Raw genomic sequence first — 19,729 nt, 5'->3', positions numbered from 1 at the left:
ACCACGCGAGAGGATTACCGCGCGGGCACGTCGTCGTCGGTAGGCGGCGTCCAGGGCCGGCCGTCTTCGTCGGTGCTAAGAAATTCATCCAGCGCCTTTTGATCGGCAGCGGCCTTTTCCGGGTTGCCCTGGTCAAAAGCGGAAGGCGGCTTGGGCGCGACGGCCAGGTAACGCAGCCGCACCGACGCCACGATCGCGTCCCACAACTTGCCGGCTTCTTTGTCGCTTAAGGTGGCATCCACGCGGGGCGGGGGAGGTGGCCGCTTCCAAAGGGGAATCTCGTGCTTGTTGGGTACGAAGCGGGGCAGGGACCAACGGACGAGGTCGGGTTGATAGTCAGGGCTTTGGACCTTCATGATGGTGCCGCCTCCCCGCAATCGCATGTTGATGGACGGCCAGGCAAACCCCGGATTGTCGCGATAGCTTTGCACGACAAACAGAAAAGCGTGGTGATCCCCGTTCCGGTAGCTGAAGCCGCTTTGCTCGGACTCCATGCCGGCAAAGGTCGGCGCGCCGGAACGCAAGGAGTTGTAGCGGATGCCAGCAAGCGTTTGCTTTTCCTGTTCCTTCATGTTGATTCTTTCTTGCTCCTGGATCGCGCTTGTCGCGGCGTCGAGTCTGAGGTTTGTCCCGGGCGCGCGAAACTTCAACATCCCGATTTCCTGATCGTGGTGGTCGCGGATGATGACGGGCCCCAGCCCGAATCCAGGGCCGGCGGTTTGTGGGTCGGAGATTTTGGTGATCGTTTTGGCCAGCGCCTGGATGCGGGCCTCTACGGGGGCCATGACGTTTTGGTAGGAGTGGGCTTTGATCAGGACGTAGACGTCACCGACCAAGAGATGCAGTTCATGGGTGTGGTAGTTTTTCTGCTCTGGGTTGCGATAAAAACGCAGCAGCGTTCTTGTCGGATCCAGGGCAATATGGGCAAGCAGCATTGATCCGCCCGAATCATGCGCAACTTGCTGAATCTGTGAAGATCTGTCGTTTATCGCTTCGATGTAGCGACCCGGCGAAACGTCAATACCCAGCACACGAACTTCGACGGTATTGAAATCCGTACCCAACCCGTAGTACAGCGTGACAAAGCTGCCCGTGCTGTAAAACCAGTCCGAGGGCAAGTCGATCAGATGGCGCCCGAACATCCAAGTGCGTTTGCTGGAAGAGAATGTGGTCACTGTCGAGTCCTTGTCCTGAAACAGCAAGAGGCTGCTACCTATTAGGCTGGCGATCGCGATCGCAATCGCGGCGATGATAATGGTCCTTTTCATGACGGCTTTCTCGCTTGTGCGGCTATTTTTAGAATCCATTGAAGCGTGATCAATTGAACTTGCTCGTTCCGAAATGGACCTTCATGGTCGAACCCGCGCATTTTGATTTGCTCTTGAACCTGGCCGCGTTCGGCTTGGTCGATGGGTGCGCGACCAGAGCTTGTAGGTACTGTGCCGTCTCCCACGCCGTCCTGCATTTCGCAGTGCAGCTCCCAATCGCTGTACGGCGATTTCTCAGACGCCGAGCTGCCGTCGGTGTACTTCACGGAGGGATGACTCATGCCCCTGTGGCCGCGTACATATAGGGGAGTCCTGCCACCTTGGTGCACGTCCGAATTCCGCGCTTGGAAAAGAGACTCGATGGGTACCGGCGGGATCGTGGAACCCGCTGGCCGCAAACCCGGACGTATCCTCCATCGGATGGATTCGAAGCTTGCAAACTTGGTATCCGAACCGTAGAAAACGTAGGTCTTGGGGTGGAAATATGTGTTTAATGCGCTATGGAAGTCACGGGCGTTTCCAATAGCATGCTGGTAGTCCTTCCACTCAATCGCCGTCCCACCTTTGGGCGCCAGCCATTCTTCCTTTACCAAGCCCCACCACCGATACCTCTCAAGATAAATCGCGTCATACGGGCATTGATCGAGCGCGGGCATCGCGGACAGGGTGCGAGATTGGTTCTCGCGCAGCAGTTTCAACCATCCCGGTGCGTATCGCGTGGTCGGCAGTAACTGCAACGCTCCGGGCGACTGGGCAAAAACCGCTGTTACTTCCTGACCGTTGCTGCCAATAACCAGCGAGGTACCGAAGCTCTCGTCCCGCATACCGACCTTGCATCGGCGGTACGCCACCGGGGCTCCGTTTGTCGGCATGACGCCGTGGACGATGCCGCAAATCGCGGACTCCATGCCTGGCAGAGTTGCGCACATCCTGGCAATCAAACCGCCCATTGAATGCGTCACCAGCAAGACCTGCTTGCAGCGGGATCCATACTGTTCGAGCAGGGTTTCAATGCGCTGCTTGAGTTTCTTGGCCGAATCGGTGTTCGACGCCAACCAGTTATATCCAAACGCATGCACCGGCATATTGAATCGAACCCCGGCCAGCAGATCGTCCGTTGTCAAGGGCTTGGTGCCGTCGTCTTCGTCGCCGTTGCGATCCGCCCCGTTCAATCGCGGCATAAACACATCCATGCCGGCTTTAAGCCGTCGATATGCGGCTGTGGGGTCTTCCCAGTGCCTGTCCTCGAGTTCAAGCGCATAGTTCAGGTGGCGGGGAACCGTCGGGGAATTCAGCACATGTTCCAACCAAATCAGAAAGCGTTCGTAGCTGGTCTGTCCGACTTCGCCCCAGCCCCGCTCGCGATATCGCCTCATCAGGGCGGCCTTGCGCTGAGCGGGTAGCAGCTGTTGGTCATCCTGCACCATCCCCCACGGCACGTTGGGTACACCGCCCTCGTCATCCACTTGCACTCGGTCGGGATGCAGAAGGCTCTGCCGTATCCCTGCCTTCTGGCTGGCCCATTGGCCCAGCAACGGAGTGGGAATGCCGGCAAAACCATAATCCAGCCGCCATACCGATTCCGTTTCGTCGCTGCCCGGTTCGGGCACCGACTTCAAATTACTGCCCATCACCCCCGGAATAAAAATCACCGGCAGGATCAGATCCGGGCCGATACGCAGTTGCACCGGGTCGGTAATGTCGCAGTCGGTCAAAGTCCAGGTGAAGCACTGCTGCCCCCTGGCGTTGTAATGAAACGGCGCCACGCGTTCCTCTGGCGGGTCGGTGGCGGGTCTGGTCTCGGTCATTCTTCGGCCTTTGTCCATTCGATACGGACGCCGTCGCGGCGCATGTCGCGTTGCAGCGTCAGGTAGCCTTCGCTGTCCGTGCGGCCGGTGATGCGCGAGCCGTCGTTGCGGATCAGGGTGTAGGCAAGGTTGCAAGCGCGGGAACCGTCTTGCAGCGTGGCTTGAAAGCGGTCGTTAAAGGGGGTTGCGTCCCAGGTGTTGAACGTCATCGAGGCGCTGCTTGGCCCGGTGAAGTTGTGCCCGGCGGCCTTTACCGTCAGCTTGCCGGGCATGGAGAACTCGATATTCCCGTCGGCGATCTTGATGGCCGCGCCGCCACACAGCAACGTGATGTGCTTGTCGGCGGCGACCAGCACGTGTTGTTGGCTGGACGTGATTTCCGCGCTTTGATCGGCCTGGATGCGGATGGCGTTGTGCTGCGCCTGTAGCAGCATCGGGCCTTGGTGGGCGATGAGGCGCATGGCGCCGCCTTGCGAGAACAAGCCCAGGTCGCCGCCCGCGTTCAGCACGATCTTGTCGCCCGCGCTGACCTGCTGATGCTGCTGCGCGACGCTGTCCACATTGCCACCGGCCGACAATACGATGCTTGCCGGCGTGGCGGCGGCGATGCCGGCTGGGGCGCTTAGGCCGATGGCCCCGGCGTCGCCTTGGCCCGGGCCGTCCGGCTGGTCGTTAGCGCCGTGGCCCAGGTCGCGCACCGCGTCCGATAGGGATTGCTGCGGCTGGGCGTCGTGGGCGACGCCTTCGTGTTGCGCTGCGTAGTCGCCCAGGTTGCGGGCTAGATCCAGCGCGGCTTGCAATGCCGCGACGATATCGGACCGGTCCAGCTGCCCGCCCTTGGCCCGCATTTGGGCGTCGGCCGTTAGCAACAATCCCTTGGCTGCGCGCAAGGCACCGTGTTCGTCCGTGCGCAGTTCGAACCCTTCACCGCGAGCTTGCCCACCGCTTGGACGCGGATGGGTCAGATACCCCAGATGCAGCTGCGTGTCGCCGTGTTCGCTCATCAACGCCGCGCTGATCTGCGCGGACGTGTCATCCAAGCGCAATTCGTTGGCGCGATTGCCCCGGAATTCCTTGCTCTTGATCGTGTTCAGGACGTTGTGCCGTGGCAATTCATAGGGCGGCAGATTGGTCGCCCGGAAAGTTCTGCCGATTATCAGCGGCTGGTCCGGGTCGCCGTTTGCGAATTGCACGATGACCTCTTGTCCGATGCGAGGTATCGCCATGTGACCCCACTGCGCACCGGCCCAGTTCTGCGATACGCGAATCCAGCACGAGCTATGTTCGTTGTGCTCGCCTACGCGATCCCACGGGAATTGGACTTTGACGCGGCCCCATTCGTCGCAATAGATTTCATCATTGGGCGGGCCGACCACCGTCGCCATCTGGTGGCCGTCGATACGCGGCTTGGGTAGGGGCTCGGGCTTCCAATCGACCTTGTCGGGCACCAGTTCAGCGGTGTAGCGGTATTGCGTGCCGTGCTCCGGGCGATATTCCGAGCGGTGCATCAGGCCTTCGCCCAGTCCGCCTTGCTGACCGTATTCGGCTCCGAACCCGTCTTCTTCCTGGCTGGCAGGCTGCACGCCCCGATGTTGCATCCGCACCGGTCGCCAGCCGTGGTTCCAATCTTCGCGAGGATGACCGACAAGATCGAACGCCACGCCAGGAATCAAGCGCGCGTCATCCCCTTCGACCATCGCCACGCGCGCATCGCGGCGGCGGCCCAGTAAGCGCGTCTGCGTAAACGGCTGGCCCGCCTCGTCGCGTTTGTAGCGGCCGGGATAGTCGTAGCGTTCGTAGCGGGCATCCTGATGAGAAAGATCCGATGCAACCGGCGAATGTTCCTGGCTGTAGCGCGGATGCGTGTACGTGTAGTCGCGCTGCGTCTGGACGGCGGTGCGCACGCGCTCGGCATAAGAAAACCGATGCAGCGCCGGTTCTGCCTGATCACCGCCCGGCATCGGGTTGTAAACCACCGGCCCGCCCGCGATCTCGCCGTGGATATAAACCCGGTCACCGTGAATCAAACGGTGCCCATGCTCAGAATGCGCATAGCGATAGAAATAGCCTTCTTCTGCCGCCAGCCTGTCCAGAAACGCCAAGTCGGTGTCGCCGGCCTGCACGCAGTATTCGCGCGGCAGGTGTTCCTGCGTCGTCACCTGTTCGTAATCGGTAATCCCCTGCCGTTTGATGACGTCGGCCAGGATCTCGGGCACGGACAGTTGCTGATAGACGCGCCAATCGGAACACAGCGCGGCGCGCGCCAGTGACGGTTCGAGCACCACGCGATAGCGCGTGCGCCGAAAGCCCGTGTCGCCCTGGACCAATTCAGTGATGATGCCGTGCACATAGCGCACCGGCAGCGCACCGCGCGATATCGTGAACAGCGCGGGCTGATCCAGCAAGGCGCCGAAATCGACGGCAGGGTCAAAACTGGACAAGTCCACGCATAGCCGATAGGGCTCGGACAGGGCCTCGTCCAGCGTGAATTCAATAACGTCGAACGCCGCGCCGCTGGCGGTCGTGAACGTGAATCTGAATGTGGATGTGGATGTGGATGTGAGCGTGGGGCGCGGGTCGGACAGCCGTGGCACGGCGGTGCTCCTTTTCTGTCAGGCAAGATCGAATCCAGCATCTTGCCCAGCCACGAAAGGCGCTGTCCATGAGACGACTACGAAACTTAAGCTAACGCTCTGCTAGGCGGCCAAGTTGCGTTTGAGCGCGTGGACCAGGTCCGCGCGCGCTTCTTGCGCCTGGGCAAGCAGGCGAGTCATGCCGATAAAGCTGTGGGGCACGCCGGAATAGACCACCAGCATGGGCGCGGCGCCGCTGGCGAACAGCTTGTTGGCCAGGTCCAGCGTGTCGTCCAGCAGGGGGTCCAGCGCGGCGGCTTGCAGGATCAACGGCGGCAGTCCGGCAACGTCGGCATGCAGCGGGGCCACGCCGGGGTCCGTCAATTGGGCGGCGTCGGCAACGTATTGGTCCCAGAACCAATCCAGCTTTTCCGTGGACAGCCCAAAGCGTCCGTCGCCAAACGATTCCTGCGACGGCGTATCGCGGCGGGCCGACAGCATGCCGTAGATGACCACGCCGGTCTTGATGAAGGCATCGCCCTCATCGCGCAGGCGTTGCAGCGCGGCCAGCGTCAGGTTGCCGCCCGCCGATTCACCGCCCACGGCCAGGCGCTGTGCGTCCAGGCCCAGTGCCGGGGCTTCGTCGCGCAACCAGCGCAAGGCGCCCAGCACCTGTTCCAGTGCAACGGGGTAGCGGGCTTCGGGGGACAAGGCGTAGGACAGGCCGGCCGTGACGATGCCCGCGTCGGCCGCGATTTCGCGCTTCCAGCGGTCCAGCGTGTCCAGGTCGCCTTGCGCGAAGCCGCCACCGTGCAGGTGCAGGTACAAAGGCAAGGGCTTGTCGCTGGCGCCTTCGGGGTAGTACAGGCGCAGCGTGGCCGGCACGGGCAGATGGTCCAGCCGATGTTCCACCACGCGGCCGACCGGCGGCGCGGGCTGGCTTAACCAGTGTTGATAGGCGCGGCTTTTTTCGCGGCATTCGGCGATGGGCGTTGTCAGCACGTTCGGCGTGCCGACACCGTGTTGCTTGGCCAGGGCTTGCGCCGCCAGCACGTCGGGCGCCAGGGTGGGGATGGGGGATGAGCTCATGCAGTTACCAGTCGGGGGTGGGGCGGTGTCGCTTACCCGTGAAGGATACCAATGCCCGGAACCCGCGAGTATGACGCGGTTTGGCGGCCAACGGGGGCCGAAGCTGGGGCGGGCGGCGCGACGTGGGCGGCCGTCGCGGCGGGCAGGGCAGGCGCGGCGGGCACGGCGGCCAATAGCGTGCGCGTGTAAGGGTGTGCCGGCTGGTGCCAGATCGTCTCGGGCGTTCCGTGTTCCACGATGCGGCCCTGGTTCATGACCATGACCCGGTCGCACAGATAACGCACCACGGCCAGGTCGTGGGAGATGAACAGGTAGGACAGGCCCAGCTCGTTCTTCAAGTCGACCAACAGATTCAGTATCTGCGCCTGCACCGACACGTCCAGCGCCGACACGGGTTCGTCCAGCACTACCAGGGACGGGCGCGTGATCAGCGCGCGGGCGATGCCGATGCGTTGGCGCTGCCCACCCGAGAACTCGTTGGGATAGCGTCTGGCCGCGTCGGCGGGCAAGCCGACGTTGTCAAGCATCCGAGCCACGTGCCGGCCTCGTTCGGCGCGGTCGCGCACGCCGTGCACCTTCAGTACGGCGGCCAGGATGTCGTGCACGGTATGGCGCGGGTTCAATGAGGCGTAGGGGTCCTGGAACACCATCTGTATATGCCGCCGCGATGCTTTCAGCGCGCGTTGGGACAGGGCCAGCAGATCGGTGCCACGCAGCAGCGCCTGGCCGGCATGCGCGGGCGTCAGGCGCAGCAGCGTGCGCGACAGGCTGGATTTGCCGCTACCTGATTCGCCCACCAAACCCAGCGTTTCGCCGTGAGCGATATCGAAGGACACGTCATCGACCGCCAGCACGTCGACGCCTCGGCGTCCCGCATAGCGCGTAGCCAGGCCTCGCACGCTGAGCAGCGGCGCGGCGCTGTGCGGCCCGGTCGCACCGTGCGCTTGGCCAGCGCCCGTGGACGTGCGCAATGTGAAATGCGGTGCGCCATCGCCATGTCGATGACTGACCACGATCTCCGGCAGCCGTGCCTGACGGTAGTGCAGCCCGTCGCGCGCGTGTAGCGATGCGCCCAGCAGCCCCTGCGTATAGGGGTGCGACGGCGCGGCGAACAGTTGGACGGCCGGCGCTTCTTCCAGTTTTTTGCCACCGTGCATGACCAGGACACGGTCTGCCCATTGCCGCACCACACCGAGATCGTGCGTGATCAGCAGCACGCTCATGCCCAGGTCGCGCCGCAGCTCGTCCAGCAATTGCAGGATCTGCGCCTGGATGGTGACGTCGAGCGCGGTGGTGGGCTCGTCGGCAATCAGCAGTTTCGGCCGGCAGGCGATGGCCATGGCGATCATTACACGCTGGCGTTGGCCGCCCGACAACTGCATCGGGTAGTCGTCGATGCGGCGTTCGGGGTCGGGGATGCGAACGCGCGCCAGCAGCTCCAGCGTGCGGTGGCGCAACGCGGTACGCCCGATGTCCTCGTGGCAACGGATGGCTTCGGCGATTTGCCGGCCGATGGTCAGCACCGGGTTCAGTGACGTCATGGGCTCCTGGAAGATCATGGCGATGTCGCGGCCGCGCACCTGGCGCAGCTGCCGGTCCGGCAGGGCGGCCAGGTCCACGTCGTTGAACAGGATGCGGCCCTGCACCCGGCTGCCGGGCGCAAGCAGGCGCAGCACGGCCAGTGCGGTAGTCGACTTGCCGCAGCCGGATTCACCGACCAGCGCCAGCGTTTCGCCCGCCGCTACGTCAAAGCTCAAACCGTCGACGGCGCGGCGCTGCCCGTCGTCGGCGCGAAACGACACGGTCAGGTCTTGCACGCTTAAGAGCGCACGGGTGTCGGGGGGGTGGGACGTGCGCGTCATGCGGATAGCCTCGGGTTAAAGGCATCGTTCAAGGCGTCGCCCAGCAGGTTCAGCGACAACACGGTCAGCACGATGGACAGGCCGGGCAGGGCGGCCAGGTACCACGCGGTGCGCAGCATCTCGCGCGCGTCGCCGATCATGCTGCCCCAGGACACGGCGTTCGGATCGCCCATGTGCATGAACGACAGGGCGGATTCCATGAGGATGGCGTTGGCCACCAGCACCGAGGTCGTCACGATGACGGGCGGCAGCGCGTTGGGCAAAATTTCCAGCAGGGCGATGCGTGCGTGGCCAAAGCCGTTGCTGCGCGCGGCCAGCACGAATTCGGTTTCGCGCAGGGTCCGAAATTCAGCGCGAACCAGCCGCGCCACCACGGGCCACGAGGCCGCGCCGATCGATAGCGCGATGACGCCAACCGACGGGCGCCCGATGGCCACGATCACCACCACCAGCAAGAACGAAGGAATTGTTTGCAGCAGTTCAGTGACGCGCATCAGCACCACGTCCGCCCAGCCGCCGAAGTAGCCGGCCGACGCGCCTACGGCAATGCCGATCGCCAAACTGAGCAGCGCGGCCGTGACCCCGACCGTCAACGACACGCGGGCGCCGTGCGCCAGGCCGGCCGCGATGTCGCGGCCCATCGTGTCGGTGCCCAGCCAGAACTGCGGGTCCTGACCGGGCCACTGGATCGGCGGACCGACCATGTCGAGCGGGTCGTGCGGAAACACCCAGGGCGCGGTAATGGCGGCGCACAGGATCAACAGCAACAGCACGCCGCCGACCACCGCGCCAGGGTTGGCCAGCAGCCGGCGCAGCGTGCGCGCACGGCGTGGGGGGCTCATGGCCAGGGCCAGGGGCGCGGGCGGTGGCAAAGACGGGGACGAGAAATCAGGCGGCATGAAATGAAGTGAAGGAAAGAGGGAACAAGGAACGTGGGCGAAGGCCCCAGGACCAAATACGAAGGACCCACGGCCAAGGACCCAAGGGCAAGGATCCAAGGGCAAAGACCCAAGGCCAAGGACCCAAGGCCAAAGACCCACGGCCAAGGACCCAAGGCCAAGCAATGCATAGCGGCCAGACGGCCAGGCGGCCAAACGCCAGAACGCCAGAACGCCAGAACGCCAGAACGTCATCCGCCGACGCGAATGCGCGGATCCAGCTGCGTCTGCAATAGATCGACCAGAATATTGGCCACGATCACCAGCAGCGAAGACAGCACCAGGATGCCCAGCAGCACGACATAGTCGCGCGCCATGACCGACTCGTAGGCCAGGCGGCCCAGCCCGGGCCAGCTAAAGACCGTCTCGACTACCACCGCGCCGCCCAGCAGCGTGCCGAAGTTCAAGCCGGCAACGGTGGTAACCGGAATCAGCGCATTGCGCAGCAAGTGCCGCAACGCCACGGCCGTGGGCGCGACGCCCTTGGCGTGCGCGGTGCGCACGAAGTCCTGCCGGCTGACCTCCAGCATGGCCGCGCGCGTCAGCCGCGCGAAGATGGCCACGTAGAAGCCCGCCAAGGCCAAGGTCGGCAGTACCAGGTGGCGCGCCACGTCCAGCAGGTGCGCCAGGCCGGTGGCGGGCGCGCCGATCGTCGACACCCCGCCCGGCGGCAGCCAACCCAGCTGCACGGAAAGCAGGATGATGGCCATCAGCCCCAGCCAGAAGCCCGGAGTGGAATACAGCAGCAACGCCGCCAGCGACAGCACGCGGTCCGGCCAGCGGCCCACAAAGGTGGCCATGACCGCGCCCAGCGTGATACCGGCGGCCAGCGCGCATCCCAACGCGCTGAACATCAGCAGCACCGTGTTGCCCAAGCGGCTGAAGATCAGGTCGGACACCGGCAGGTTGTAGCGCGGCGATATCCCCAGGTTCAGGCTGGCCAGATTGCCCAGGTAGGCGCCAAGTTGCTGCAACACCGGGCGGTCCAGCCCGAACTGGCTGCGCATGGCCGCCATGCCGGCTTCGGTGGCCGATCCGGACTCGGCCGCGATCACGTCGGCAGCATCGCCCGGCACGGCTTGCAGCAGGAAAAAACTTAGCAGGATGACCCCGATGACAGTCGGGATCGCCTGGACCAGGGACAAGCCCAGCGTGCTGGCGGCGCGTCGCGGGTTCATTGCAGGTAGACGTCCGCCAGGTTGGCTTCCACGCCGTCGGCCGTCAGCGAATGGTCGTGCACACGCTGGTTGGCGATGGTGATGAATTCGGGCTGATACAGGTTCAGGTCGGGCACCTCGCGCGCGACGATCTGCTGAAAGTCCTTGAACAGCTGGACGCGCCGCGCGGGGTCGTTTTCAACGGCGGCGGCTTCCAGCAAGGCATCGACCCGCGGGTTCTGGTAATGCGTGCCGTTGGAAAAAGGCACGCCCCGGATGAAGTTCCTGGACCAGTACAGCCGCTGCACGCCGACCGTGGGGTCGAACAGATTGCTGGCGCCATTGGTGGTGAAGGCGAAGTCGCGATCGGTATAGACGCGCTTGATGAAGGCCGAGGCGTCTTGCGAGCGCACCGTCACGGCGATGCCGGTGCGCGCCAGCGTCGTGCGCAGATAATCGGCCAGCCGTGCGCCGTCAGAGCCGATCGGGTTGTAGTCCAGCGGCACCCGAAAGCGCACGCCGTCCGGCCCCTTGGGGTAACCGGCTTCGTCCAGCAGCGCGTTGGCGCGCTTCAGGTCAAAGGCGTAAGGCGACGGCGTGGGGTCGTTATAGGCTTTCAGGCCGGGCGCAATCGGCGAATACGCCACCTGGCCCACGCCGTAGTTCACAACTTTCAGGATGACGTTGCGGTCGATGGCGTGGGCCACCGCCTGCCGCACTTTCTCGTTCTTGAAATGCGGCTCGTCCAGGTTGAATTCCAGCCGCGTCACGTTGTACGAATAGCTGTTGCCGCGCGTTTCGAACCGCAGTGACGGCACGGCTTTCAGGCGCGCCAGGTCGGCCAGTGGCACGGGCGTGCGGTAGCCCAGGTCCACGGTGCCGGTTTCAAACGCGATGGCGGCGGCGGCGGGGTCGGCCACCACGCGCACGATCAGGCGGTCGATATAGGGCTTGGGCTTGTCCCAGTAGTCCGGGTTGCGTTCATACACGATGTGGCTGCCGCGCACCCATTCCTTGAACTTGTATGGCCCCGTGCCGATGGGTGCCGAGATCGCCGGGTTGGTCAACGGGTCGGGGCCATCAAAGATGTGCTTGGGGATGATGGGCGTTTCGGTGGCGACGAAGGCGCGGATGAGGTAGGGCGCCGGCTTGGCCAGGCGCAGCACCACGGTGTGGTCGTCCGGCGTTTCGATGGCGGTGACGTTGGCGAACGTGTTGCGTCCGCGCGGGTGGATCTTCTTGAGCAGCCCGATGGAAAACGCGACGTCGGCGGCGGTGAACGGCTTGCCGTCATGCCATTTCACGCCTTGGCGTAGCGTGAAGGTGTAGACAGTGCCGTCGGGGCTGACCTGCCAGGCGGTGGCTAGTTGCGGCTGGGGATTCAAGTCGTAGTCGTACTTGAGCAGGCCTTCGGTGACCTTGGCGCTGACGCTGAGGATGGGCGTGGCGACGTTGCCCACCGTCACCAGCGCGGTCGGTTCGGAAGGCAATAGCAGGGTCAGCGTACCGCCCCGGGTGGGCTCGGCGTGCAGGGCGGGCGCAAAGGCAAGCAAGGCGCCGGCCAGCAGCAGGCCGACACGGGCGCGTCGAGTCATGGTGGCGATGCGGCGGGTGATGCGGCGGGTGATGCGGGTCGCGATCCGGGTCGCGATCCGGGGGGAGTTTGGGGTCAACGTTGGGGTCAAGATCGGGCTCGGGGTCTGGTTCAAGGTCAGGTGCTGGGTCGGGATCGGGTTCTGTTTCGGTTTCGGGATCGGGATCGGTTTCCGGATCGGTTGCGGCGTCGGTGTCACGCTTGTGGCTCCCGGTAGGCCATGCGCGCCTGGTCGGCGCTGACCAGGCCGTCGCGCACATCGCGATCAATGCGCTCGGCGTCGCGGCCGGCGGGGTAGCCCAGTCCGCCGCCGCCGGGTGTTTGCACGACCAGCCTTTCGCCGGGGGGAATCAGCTGTCGCCCCTTGGCGCGCAGCGTGGCGCCGCCGGCCAGGCCCAGTTGGCCGCCCGCGCCGGCGTGGCCGCCCAGCGCGCCGCGCGCCGGATGCACGACGCGGTCAAACGCGGCGGCAATGATCATGGCGGCTTGTGGGTCGGCGTGGCGCACCACGATGGTTTGGCCCAGCCCCCCGCGCTGCGTGCCGGGGCCGCCCGAGTCCGGCCGGTATTCCTTTTGTTCGAAGACCAGCGGGTTGGCGCTTTCCAGGATCTCCAGCGATACATTGCGCACGCCGCTGGGGTAGGACGTGACGGACAACCCGTCCTTGCCGGGCCGCGCACCGGTGCCGCCGGTCGAAAAACTGACGGCGTTAAAGCGCGGGCCGGCCAGCAGCGCTTCCTGCTGTTCGGGCGTGGCGCCCGCCAGGGGCTCGCCGCCGACCAGATGCAGGTTCCACAGCGACGACGCGCCCTCGGCCGGAACCTGATCCGCGCGGGCCTGGCGCAGCGCGCCAAAGACCACGTCGGGCAACATCTGCCCAATGATGTGGCGCGCCGTGACGGCGGCGGGAAAACGCGCATTCAGGATCGAGCCGTCGGGCGCCGCGACCTCGACGCACGACAGGGACCCCGCGTTGTTGGGCACGTCGGCGCCGATCAGGCAGCGCACGCCAAACGAGGTATAGGCGTCGGTGTAGGCCTTCACCACGTTGATGCCGCGCGCCACGCTGGGCGAGGTGCCGGCGAAGTCGATTCGGATCTTGTCGCGCGCGATGCTCACGCTGGCTTGCAAGGTGATCGGCGCGTCGTAGCCGTCGATCACAAGCGTGTTATGCCAGGTGCCTTGCGGCCATTGGGCGATGGCCTGGCGCATGGCGTTTTCGGACTGCTCGATAATGTAGCCGCCCAGGGCGTCCAGTCCGCCCAGCTCAAACTCCGTCAACAACGATTTCAGGCGGCGCCCGCCGATCGCGTTGCAGGCCACCAACGCGTACAGGTCGCCTTCCACCTGTTCGGGCTCGCGCACGTTGGCGCGAATAATGGCCAGCACGCCCGGGTCCACTTCGTGTTGATGGAAGAAGCGCAGGATGGGCAGGAACAGGCCTTCGTGATAGATCTCCAAACCGTCGGCACTGCTGCCGATGCCGCCGATATCGATCACGTGCAAGGTGGAGGCAAACAGCGCCACCAGCGCGCCATCGTGAAACACCGGCGTCACCATGGTCATGTCGAACAGGTGGCCGGTGCCTTTCCAGGGGTCGTTGGTCAGCAGCACGTCGCCATCCTTTAGCGATTCGGGCGGGAAGACGCGCAGAAAGTGTTTGACGGATTCGGCCATGGCGTTGACGTGCCCGGGCGTGCCGGTGACGGCTTGCGCGATCATGCGGCCATCGGGCAGGAACACGCCGGCGGACAGGTCGCCGGCTTCTCGCGTGGCGGTGCCGAAGGCGGATCGGATCAATACCTGTGCCTGCTCTTCCACGACGGACAGCAGGCGGTTCCATGCCAGTTGGAAACGGATGCGCTCTTGTGCCACGGGCGCGGCGGCGGTGGCCGGGTGCAAGCGGTCGGCTTGGGTGCTCATGATGTGTAGTCCTTGTCGGCGGCGTCGGCCTGGCGACGCTGGGCCGCACGGGTATCGTCCAGCACCAGCGAGCCCAGGCGGCTGCGGCGCGCGACGAAGCCGGGCGGCACGAAGGTGGTGGTTTCGTCTTCCACGACCAGCGCGGGGCCGGTCAGCGTCTGTTCGGGGTCCAGCGATTGGCGTTCGTAGACGGGGATGTCGATGCGGCGGCCCTGCGCGGCGTCGTACACCGGGCGCGTGCCTGCCACGCGCGCCGACGTGCCCTGGCCGGCGGCAATGGGGTCGTGCGGCCGTGCGCGGCGCTGGCCGGCTTGCGCGGCCACGGACCAGCTCACGGCTTCGGGCGCCACGTGCGGCAGGCTGCGTCCATACAGTTCGGCGTAGCGCTGGGCGAAGGCCGCGGCTAGCCGGGCGCTGGCCGACTCGTCGAACGGTCCGTCCGGCAGGTCGACCGCAATTTCGTGTCCCTGGCCGCTGTAGCGCATGAACACCACCCGTTTGTGCGTCAAGGCGGTGTCCGGGGCGGCCCGGCGCACCACGGCGTCAACGCCGGCTGTCAGTTCGTCAAGCAGGCGCTGCACGGCGGCGTGGTCGATGCCATCGACGCGCTGGTGAAAGCTGCGAACGGCCTGATAGGCGATGGGCGCCCACAGGAAACCCACCGCCGATCCCACGCCGGCCGATTCCGGAATGATGACGCGCTCGATGCCCAGCTTGCGCGCCAGCGCCGCCGCATGCAGCGGCGCCGCGCCGCCAAAGGCGATAAGGGTGTGTTCTTCGGCCGTCTTTCCCAGCTCCGAGGCATGGACGCGCGCGGCGTTGGCCATGTTTTCCGTGACGACATCGATGATGGCCTGCGCGGCCTGCGGCGCATCCAGCTCGGCGGGCGTGGCCAGGTGCGCCTGAACGGCACGCTGCGCCAACTCGGGTTGCAGTTTGACCTTGCCCACCGCGAAACGCTCGGGCGTTACGTTGCCGATCACGGCGTGCGCATCGGTCACCGTGGGCAGTTCACCGCCGTTGCCGTAGGCGGCGGGGCCGGGCGCGGAACCCGCGCTGTCGGGGCCCACCTGCACCACGCCCAGGTGGTTGACGCGAGCGATGGAGCCGCCACCGGCGCCGATTTCCACCATCTCGATGACCGGTATGCGGATAGGCAGTCCGGAGCCTTTCAGGTGCCGGTGCACGCGGCCGAATTCAAAGCTGCGGCTGACCTGGGGTTCGAAGTCGTCGATGTAGCAGATCTTCGCGGTGGTGCCGCCCATGTCGAACGATAGCGCGCGCGCGGAGCCGGTCTGCTCGGCGATGTGCTGCGCCAGGATGGCGCCACCCGCCGGCCCCGATTCGACCAGGCGTACCGGTTCTTCCACCCCGGTTTGCAGCGTGGCGATGGCCCCGCCCGAGGTCATCAGAAACGGTTCGTCGCGCAAGCCGCGTTCGCGGGCCGCGTCGTTCAGCCGGCGCAGATAGCCGGACACCTGCGGCTGCACATAGGCGTTGGCGCTGACAGTGGACAGGCGCGGATATTCGCGGATCTCGGCGCAGATGTCGGATGACAGCGACACCCACAGGCCCGGCGCGTGGGCCTGCAACAGCTCGCGGATGCGGCGTTCGTGGGCGGGGTAGGCGTAGCTGTGCAGCAGGCAGACCGCCACGCTTTCAATACGCGCGGCGATCAGTTCATGCGCCAGCGCGATGACCTGCGACTCGTCCAGCGGCGTCAGCACCTGCCCGCGCGCGTCGACCCGTTCGGTGACGCCATGGCGCCAGGGGCGGGGCACCAGCGGCTGCGGCTTGTCCAGGAAAATGTCGTATTGCGCGAAGCGGTCTTCCAGGCCGATCTCGACCAGATCCCGAAAGCCCGCCGTGGTCAGCAGGGCGGTGCGCGCGCCCTTGCGTTCAATCAGCGCATTGGTGGCCAGCGTGGTGCCCAGGATCAGCAAGCTGACGTCGGGCCAGCGCAGGCCTGCTACGCCCAGCAGTTCTTCAATGCCTTGCAGCACGGCCGTCTCCGGGGTGGCGGGCGTGGTCAGCAGCTTGGCGGACCAGCGGCGGTCGTCGCGTTCCAGAACGATGTCGGTAAACGTGCCGCCCACGTCGACGGCGACGCGCACGGGTGGGGCCTGGGGCTCCCGAAGGGAAATATCTGGCATGGGGTGATAGCAGGGCGCACGGTGCGCCATCGGCGTTGGAAGAACCCCAGATCCTAAGCAGTCACCGCGCGCACATGAACGATGATTTTCGAGTTTCGATATGCGGTTTGCGCGACGCGGATGCGTCTGGCGGCCGGCTTGGCGCTATGATCGTTGCGTCTTTGGCCGGCTCCGGCGCCTTCCCGGAAATGCAACGCACGCAGGAAACTCACCGCATGAATGATCGTCTACACCAGACGCTGCTTCGGTTTGACCAGTACAACGGCACCGACCCCAATCTGTTCGCCTGGCAGGGCGAGACCTGTCCGCAGGAGCTATTCCTGGCGCAAAAGCTGCATGAATGGGTGATGAAGCTGGCGCCGGATGCGTCGGAACCGCTGGTGCTGGCCTCGCGCTGCCAGCACATCGGGCGCTGGGAAATCACGCGCAAGAGCTATCCCGACGGGCGCGTGGGTTATCTGACGTGGCGCAAGGCGCTGGCGCGGCATCATGCCGCCATCGCGGAAGGCATACTGCGCGACGCGGGCTACGCCGACGACGTGATCGACCGCGTGAGAACCATCGTGATGAAGCAGGGCATCAAGCAGGACGCCGACGTGCAGACCATGGAAAACGCCTTGTGCCTGGTGTTTTTGCAATACCAGTACGAAGCGTTCCATCCCGCGCATGGGGAGAAGATCGTGGAGATCTTGAGGAAGTCGTTGCAGAAAATGGACGCGGCGGGTCACCAGTGGGCGCTGACGCTGCCGTACAGCCCGACAGGGATGCGGTATCTGGAGCAGGCGCTGGCGGCCTGAAGCAAGGACGCATGCAAAAGCCCGGCCCGCGACGGATCGTTGCGGGCCGGGCTTTTTGCCGTCATCGGGCGATGTGGCCCGATGACGGTGTGACTCAGGACTGCGCGGGCTTGTCGGCGGACGAATCCGTGGACGAATCCGTGGCCGGCGAAGTCGGCTCGGCGGACGGTGCATCAGCCGCCGGGGTCGACGCATCGCTGGATGCATCCGGCGTGGCGGCGGGCGTTGCGGAGGCCGCGCTTTCAGTCGGAGTTGCAGGAGGAGTTGCAGCCGGGGTTGCAGCCGTCTCGGCCGGCGCTTGCGGGGCCGATTGCACCGGTGCGGCAACATCCGCCGTCACGGGCGCCGTCACGGGCGCCGTCACGGCGGCGTCACCGGTAGCGGCGTCACCGGTACCGGCGGCCGCCGCGGCTTCGGCTTTCTTGGCCTTGTTGCGCGCGGCGGCGTTCTTGGATGCGCTGCGCGAGGCCATGCGCTTGGCATGCTTGGCTTCGTTGGCCGTCACGACGCCCGAGGGTTCGCCGTTCAGGTCCACACGCGGCGCGTCCTCGACCATGCTGGCCCAATAGCGGCGGCCATCGCACCAGGTCTTGACCGCTTCCTTGATCTGCGCTTCGTCCAGTTGCAGCGTCTGGGCATGTTGCACCAGGTCCGCCAGCACGCCCAGCTTCAGCGGAAGCTTCGGCGCGGGGTTCTTGGGGAAGGCCTTGGGAAACTGGCGTTGCAAGCGCGAAATTGCGACCACGACCGGGTCCACGGGCGATTCGCGCCGGTCGGCGCGTTGCGGCCGCTGGCCCTTGTCGCCGCCCTGGGAACGGGCGTTCTTGTCACCGCCTTGCGGGCGCGGGCCCTTATCGCCTTGCGGACGCGGGCCTTTGCCGCCGCCGGGTGGGCGGGGGCCTTTGCCTGCGCCTTGCGGACGCGATTCTTTCTTGGGGGTCGGCTCTTCAGGCGCCTGCTTGGTGATCAAGGCCCGGATCGCGGCTAACTGTTCTAGTCCCATGTGCTACACAAAAAAAAGGTTGAGGCCGTGAGCATCAGCGCTCGGGCGGCTATCCCGACAGCACGACAAGCAGTGCCAGGAATAAAAGAATGCCGAACGCGGCCAGGGCAAACGGCAGTAGTAGAACATACACGCTGCGTTCTTGCCCTTGTCCGTGGGCCAAACCCGCCGCAATTGACATCCTGACGGGTGAAAAAAACCCCATCGACGTGCCTGAAACGTGTAACAGCGCTGCCGCTGCCGGCACATTCAGACCCGCGTGCAGGGCTAATGATAGCTGGGACGGCATGAACAGGCTGTTCGGCGCGTTGCCGCTGTTGGCCAGAATGCCGAAGGCGCCGGCGAGCAGCGGCGTGATCAGGATGGTCCAGTCTTGCAAGGCGGCGAACAGGCCGTCCGCGTAGGCTTGCGAGATGCCGGCGCCGGCCAGCACCTCGGCCATCATGGCAAACAGAAAGACGGACATGACGGCATGCCGGCCGGTGCGCCAGGCCGCGCGCGCCTGCACGGCCAGCGCGCCCGGCTGGCGCCGCCACACCGCCATGGCCAGCGCGCCGGCAACGAGCCAACTGCCGGCATGCAGAAACGGCATCCAGGCGGGCAGGTCGGCAAACGGCCGGATATCGGCCCAGGCGCCCAACGCGCGATTCAGCGTAGGGATCAACCGCGTGGCCACCAGGCACGCAATCACCAGGATGTAGGGCAACGCGCGGCGGGCGGCCGCAAGCGCCTGGGTGCGATCGGGCCTGCGATCCAGCACGAAGCGCAGCACGATCAAGGGGCCGTAGGCGGCCAGCAGCGCCGTCTCGGGGCCCAACAGGGCTGTGGCGGCGCAAAGCGATGCCAGGCTGGTGACGATCCAGCCGGCTTCCCTGACGTGCTCGGCGGTGCCGGCTTTAGCGGTGCCTACTTTAACGCCCGCAATGCGCGCCGTGCGCCAGAACAGCGCCATCCACACGGCCATCAGCAAGGCCACCGCCACCATGCTGTACAACGCCAGCTGCGAGGCTGGAACGCGTGCGTAGGCGGACGCCAGCAAGGTGCCGCTGCCCATCGCGCCCCACGGGATCAGCGTCTGGCTCAACAGCGCGAAGATCATGATGTCGCGGGGCTTCAGGCCAAGCGGGCGGATAAGCAGCACGGTGCCCAGCATGCCCACGCCAAAACCCGTAGCGGATTCCGCAAAAGGGCCGATCAGGAAACAGGCAAAGAACAAGCGCCGCCGACGCGCCAGCGGGTCGTTCAGTTCCGGAGGATGAACGCCGGCGGGGCCACCACCGGCCGGGGCCGGCTGCGTGGGCGAGGCCATCTGCCAGAACAACAAGCCGCCCAGGATGTAGGGCGTGATGATCCACCCGATCCACCCGCCGCGTTCCAGGGTCACCGCCAGCTGTGCGCCGGTGAAAGCGCCGGGCGCGGTACTCAGCGCTACCGCAATGGCGGCGAACAGTCCCAGCACCGCCGCCATCGTTGTGTTGACTCGCCCGCTGGCGATGGCAACGATCACGGTCAGCGCGGGCAGGGACCACAGCAGGTAGGTCATGGGAACGTGGGTGGGCGTAGG

The 19,729-nt window shown here is 65.5% G+C and carries 13 protein-coding genes; 1 reads left to right on the top strand and 12 read right to left on the bottom strand.

What is annotated here, in order from left to right:
* Positions 1-14: 14 nt before the first annotated feature.
* The 10 genes from KYT87_RS14635 to KYT87_RS14590 all read right to left on the bottom strand — a co-directional run bounded on the left by KYT87_RS14635 (position 15) and on the right by KYT87_RS14590 (position 16,326).
* Entirely contained in the window at positions 15-1,268 is a 1,254-nt protein-coding gene (locus KYT87_RS14635; protein WP_219992553.1) for a T6SS immunity protein Tli4 family protein, read from the bottom strand.
* Complete coding sequence (locus tag KYT87_RS14630; RefSeq protein ID WP_219992552.1) at positions 1,265-3,076, bottom strand: hypothetical protein; 1,812 nt, start codon at positions 3,074-3,076, stop codon at positions 1,265-1,267. The genes KYT87_RS14635 and KYT87_RS14630 overlap by 4 nt, the downstream gene beginning before the upstream one ends.
* Positions 3,073-5,670 (bottom strand): type VI secretion system Vgr family protein, encoded by a 2,598-nt coding sequence (locus KYT87_RS14625; protein ID WP_219992551.1) that lies wholly within the window; start codon positions 5,668-5,670, stop codon positions 3,073-3,075. The genes KYT87_RS14630 and KYT87_RS14625 overlap by 4 nt, the downstream gene beginning before the upstream one ends.
* Before the next feature lie 102 nt (positions 5,671-5,772).
* Complete coding sequence (locus KYT87_RS14620) at positions 5,773-6,738, bottom strand: alpha/beta hydrolase (RefSeq protein ID WP_104145436.1); 966 nt, start codon at positions 6,736-6,738, stop codon at positions 5,773-5,775.
* A 32-nt stretch (positions 6,739-6,770) separates the two neighbouring features.
* A complete protein-coding gene (locus KYT87_RS14615; RefSeq protein ID WP_219992550.1) occupies positions 6,771-8,600 on the bottom strand; it encodes an ABC transporter ATP-binding protein in 1,830 nt (609 codons plus the stop codon).
* The gene (locus KYT87_RS14610) at positions 8,597-9,442 is read right to left on the bottom strand and encodes an ABC transporter permease (RefSeq protein ID WP_255594131.1); all 846 of its coding nucleotides are present in this window, start codon (positions 9,440-9,442) and stop codon (positions 8,597-8,599) included. The genes KYT87_RS14615 and KYT87_RS14610 overlap by 4 nt, the downstream gene beginning before the upstream one ends.
* Before the next feature lie 287 nt (positions 9,443-9,729).
* On the bottom strand, positions 9,730-10,716 hold the full coding sequence (locus KYT87_RS14605; RefSeq protein ID WP_219992549.1) for an ABC transporter permease: 987 nt from the start codon (positions 10,714-10,716) through the stop codon (positions 9,730-9,732).
* Positions 10,713-12,290 carry an ABC transporter substrate-binding protein gene (locus KYT87_RS14600; protein ID WP_219992548.1) on the bottom strand — a complete coding sequence of 526 codons (1,578 nt, stop codon included), beginning with the start codon at positions 12,288-12,290 and terminating at the stop codon, positions 10,713-10,715. Before KYT87_RS14600 ends, KYT87_RS14605 begins: the two co-directional genes overlap by 4 nt.
* Before the next feature lie 194 nt (positions 12,291-12,484).
* Complete coding sequence (locus KYT87_RS14595; protein WP_219992547.1) at positions 12,485-14,212, bottom strand: hydantoinase B/oxoprolinase family protein; 1,728 nt, start codon at positions 14,210-14,212, stop codon at positions 12,485-12,487.
* Positions 14,209-16,326 carry a hydantoinase/oxoprolinase family protein gene (locus KYT87_RS14590; RefSeq protein ID WP_255594130.1) on the bottom strand — a complete coding sequence of 706 codons (2,118 nt, stop codon included), beginning with the start codon at positions 16,324-16,326 and terminating at the stop codon, positions 14,209-14,211. The genes KYT87_RS14595 and KYT87_RS14590 overlap by 4 nt, the downstream gene beginning before the upstream one ends.
* Positions 16,327-16,580: 254 nt before the next feature.
* Here KYT87_RS14590 and KYT87_RS14585 point away from each other — a divergent pair, with 254 nt between their 5' ends.
* Positions 16,581-17,162, top strand: a complete 582-nt coding sequence (locus KYT87_RS14585) for a DUF4202 domain-containing protein (RefSeq protein ID WP_046807778.1) — start codon at positions 16,581-16,583, stop codon at positions 17,160-17,162.
* A 94-nt stretch (positions 17,163-17,256) separates the two neighbouring features.
* Here the strand turns inward: KYT87_RS14585 and KYT87_RS14580 are convergent, their stop codons facing one another.
* Positions 17,257-18,165 (bottom strand): ProQ/FinO family protein, encoded by a 909-nt coding sequence (locus KYT87_RS14580; protein ID WP_223264997.1) that lies wholly within the window; start codon positions 18,163-18,165, stop codon positions 17,257-17,259.
* 49 nt (positions 18,166-18,214) lie between these two features.
* A complete protein-coding gene (locus tag KYT87_RS14575) occupies positions 18,215-19,708 on the bottom strand; it encodes a hypothetical protein (RefSeq protein ID WP_219992545.1) in 1,494 nt (497 codons plus the stop codon).
* Positions 19,709-19,729: the final 21 nt, after the last annotated feature.

Origin of the sequence: Achromobacter sp. ES-001 (assembly GCF_019448355.1) — a bacterium.
Classification (GTDB): domain Bacteria; phylum Pseudomonadota; class Gammaproteobacteria; order Burkholderiales; family Burkholderiaceae_B; genus Achromobacter; species Achromobacter spanius_B.
Note: the sequence above shows the minus strand (reverse complement) of the source record. Positions and strands in the feature narration are given on the sequence as shown.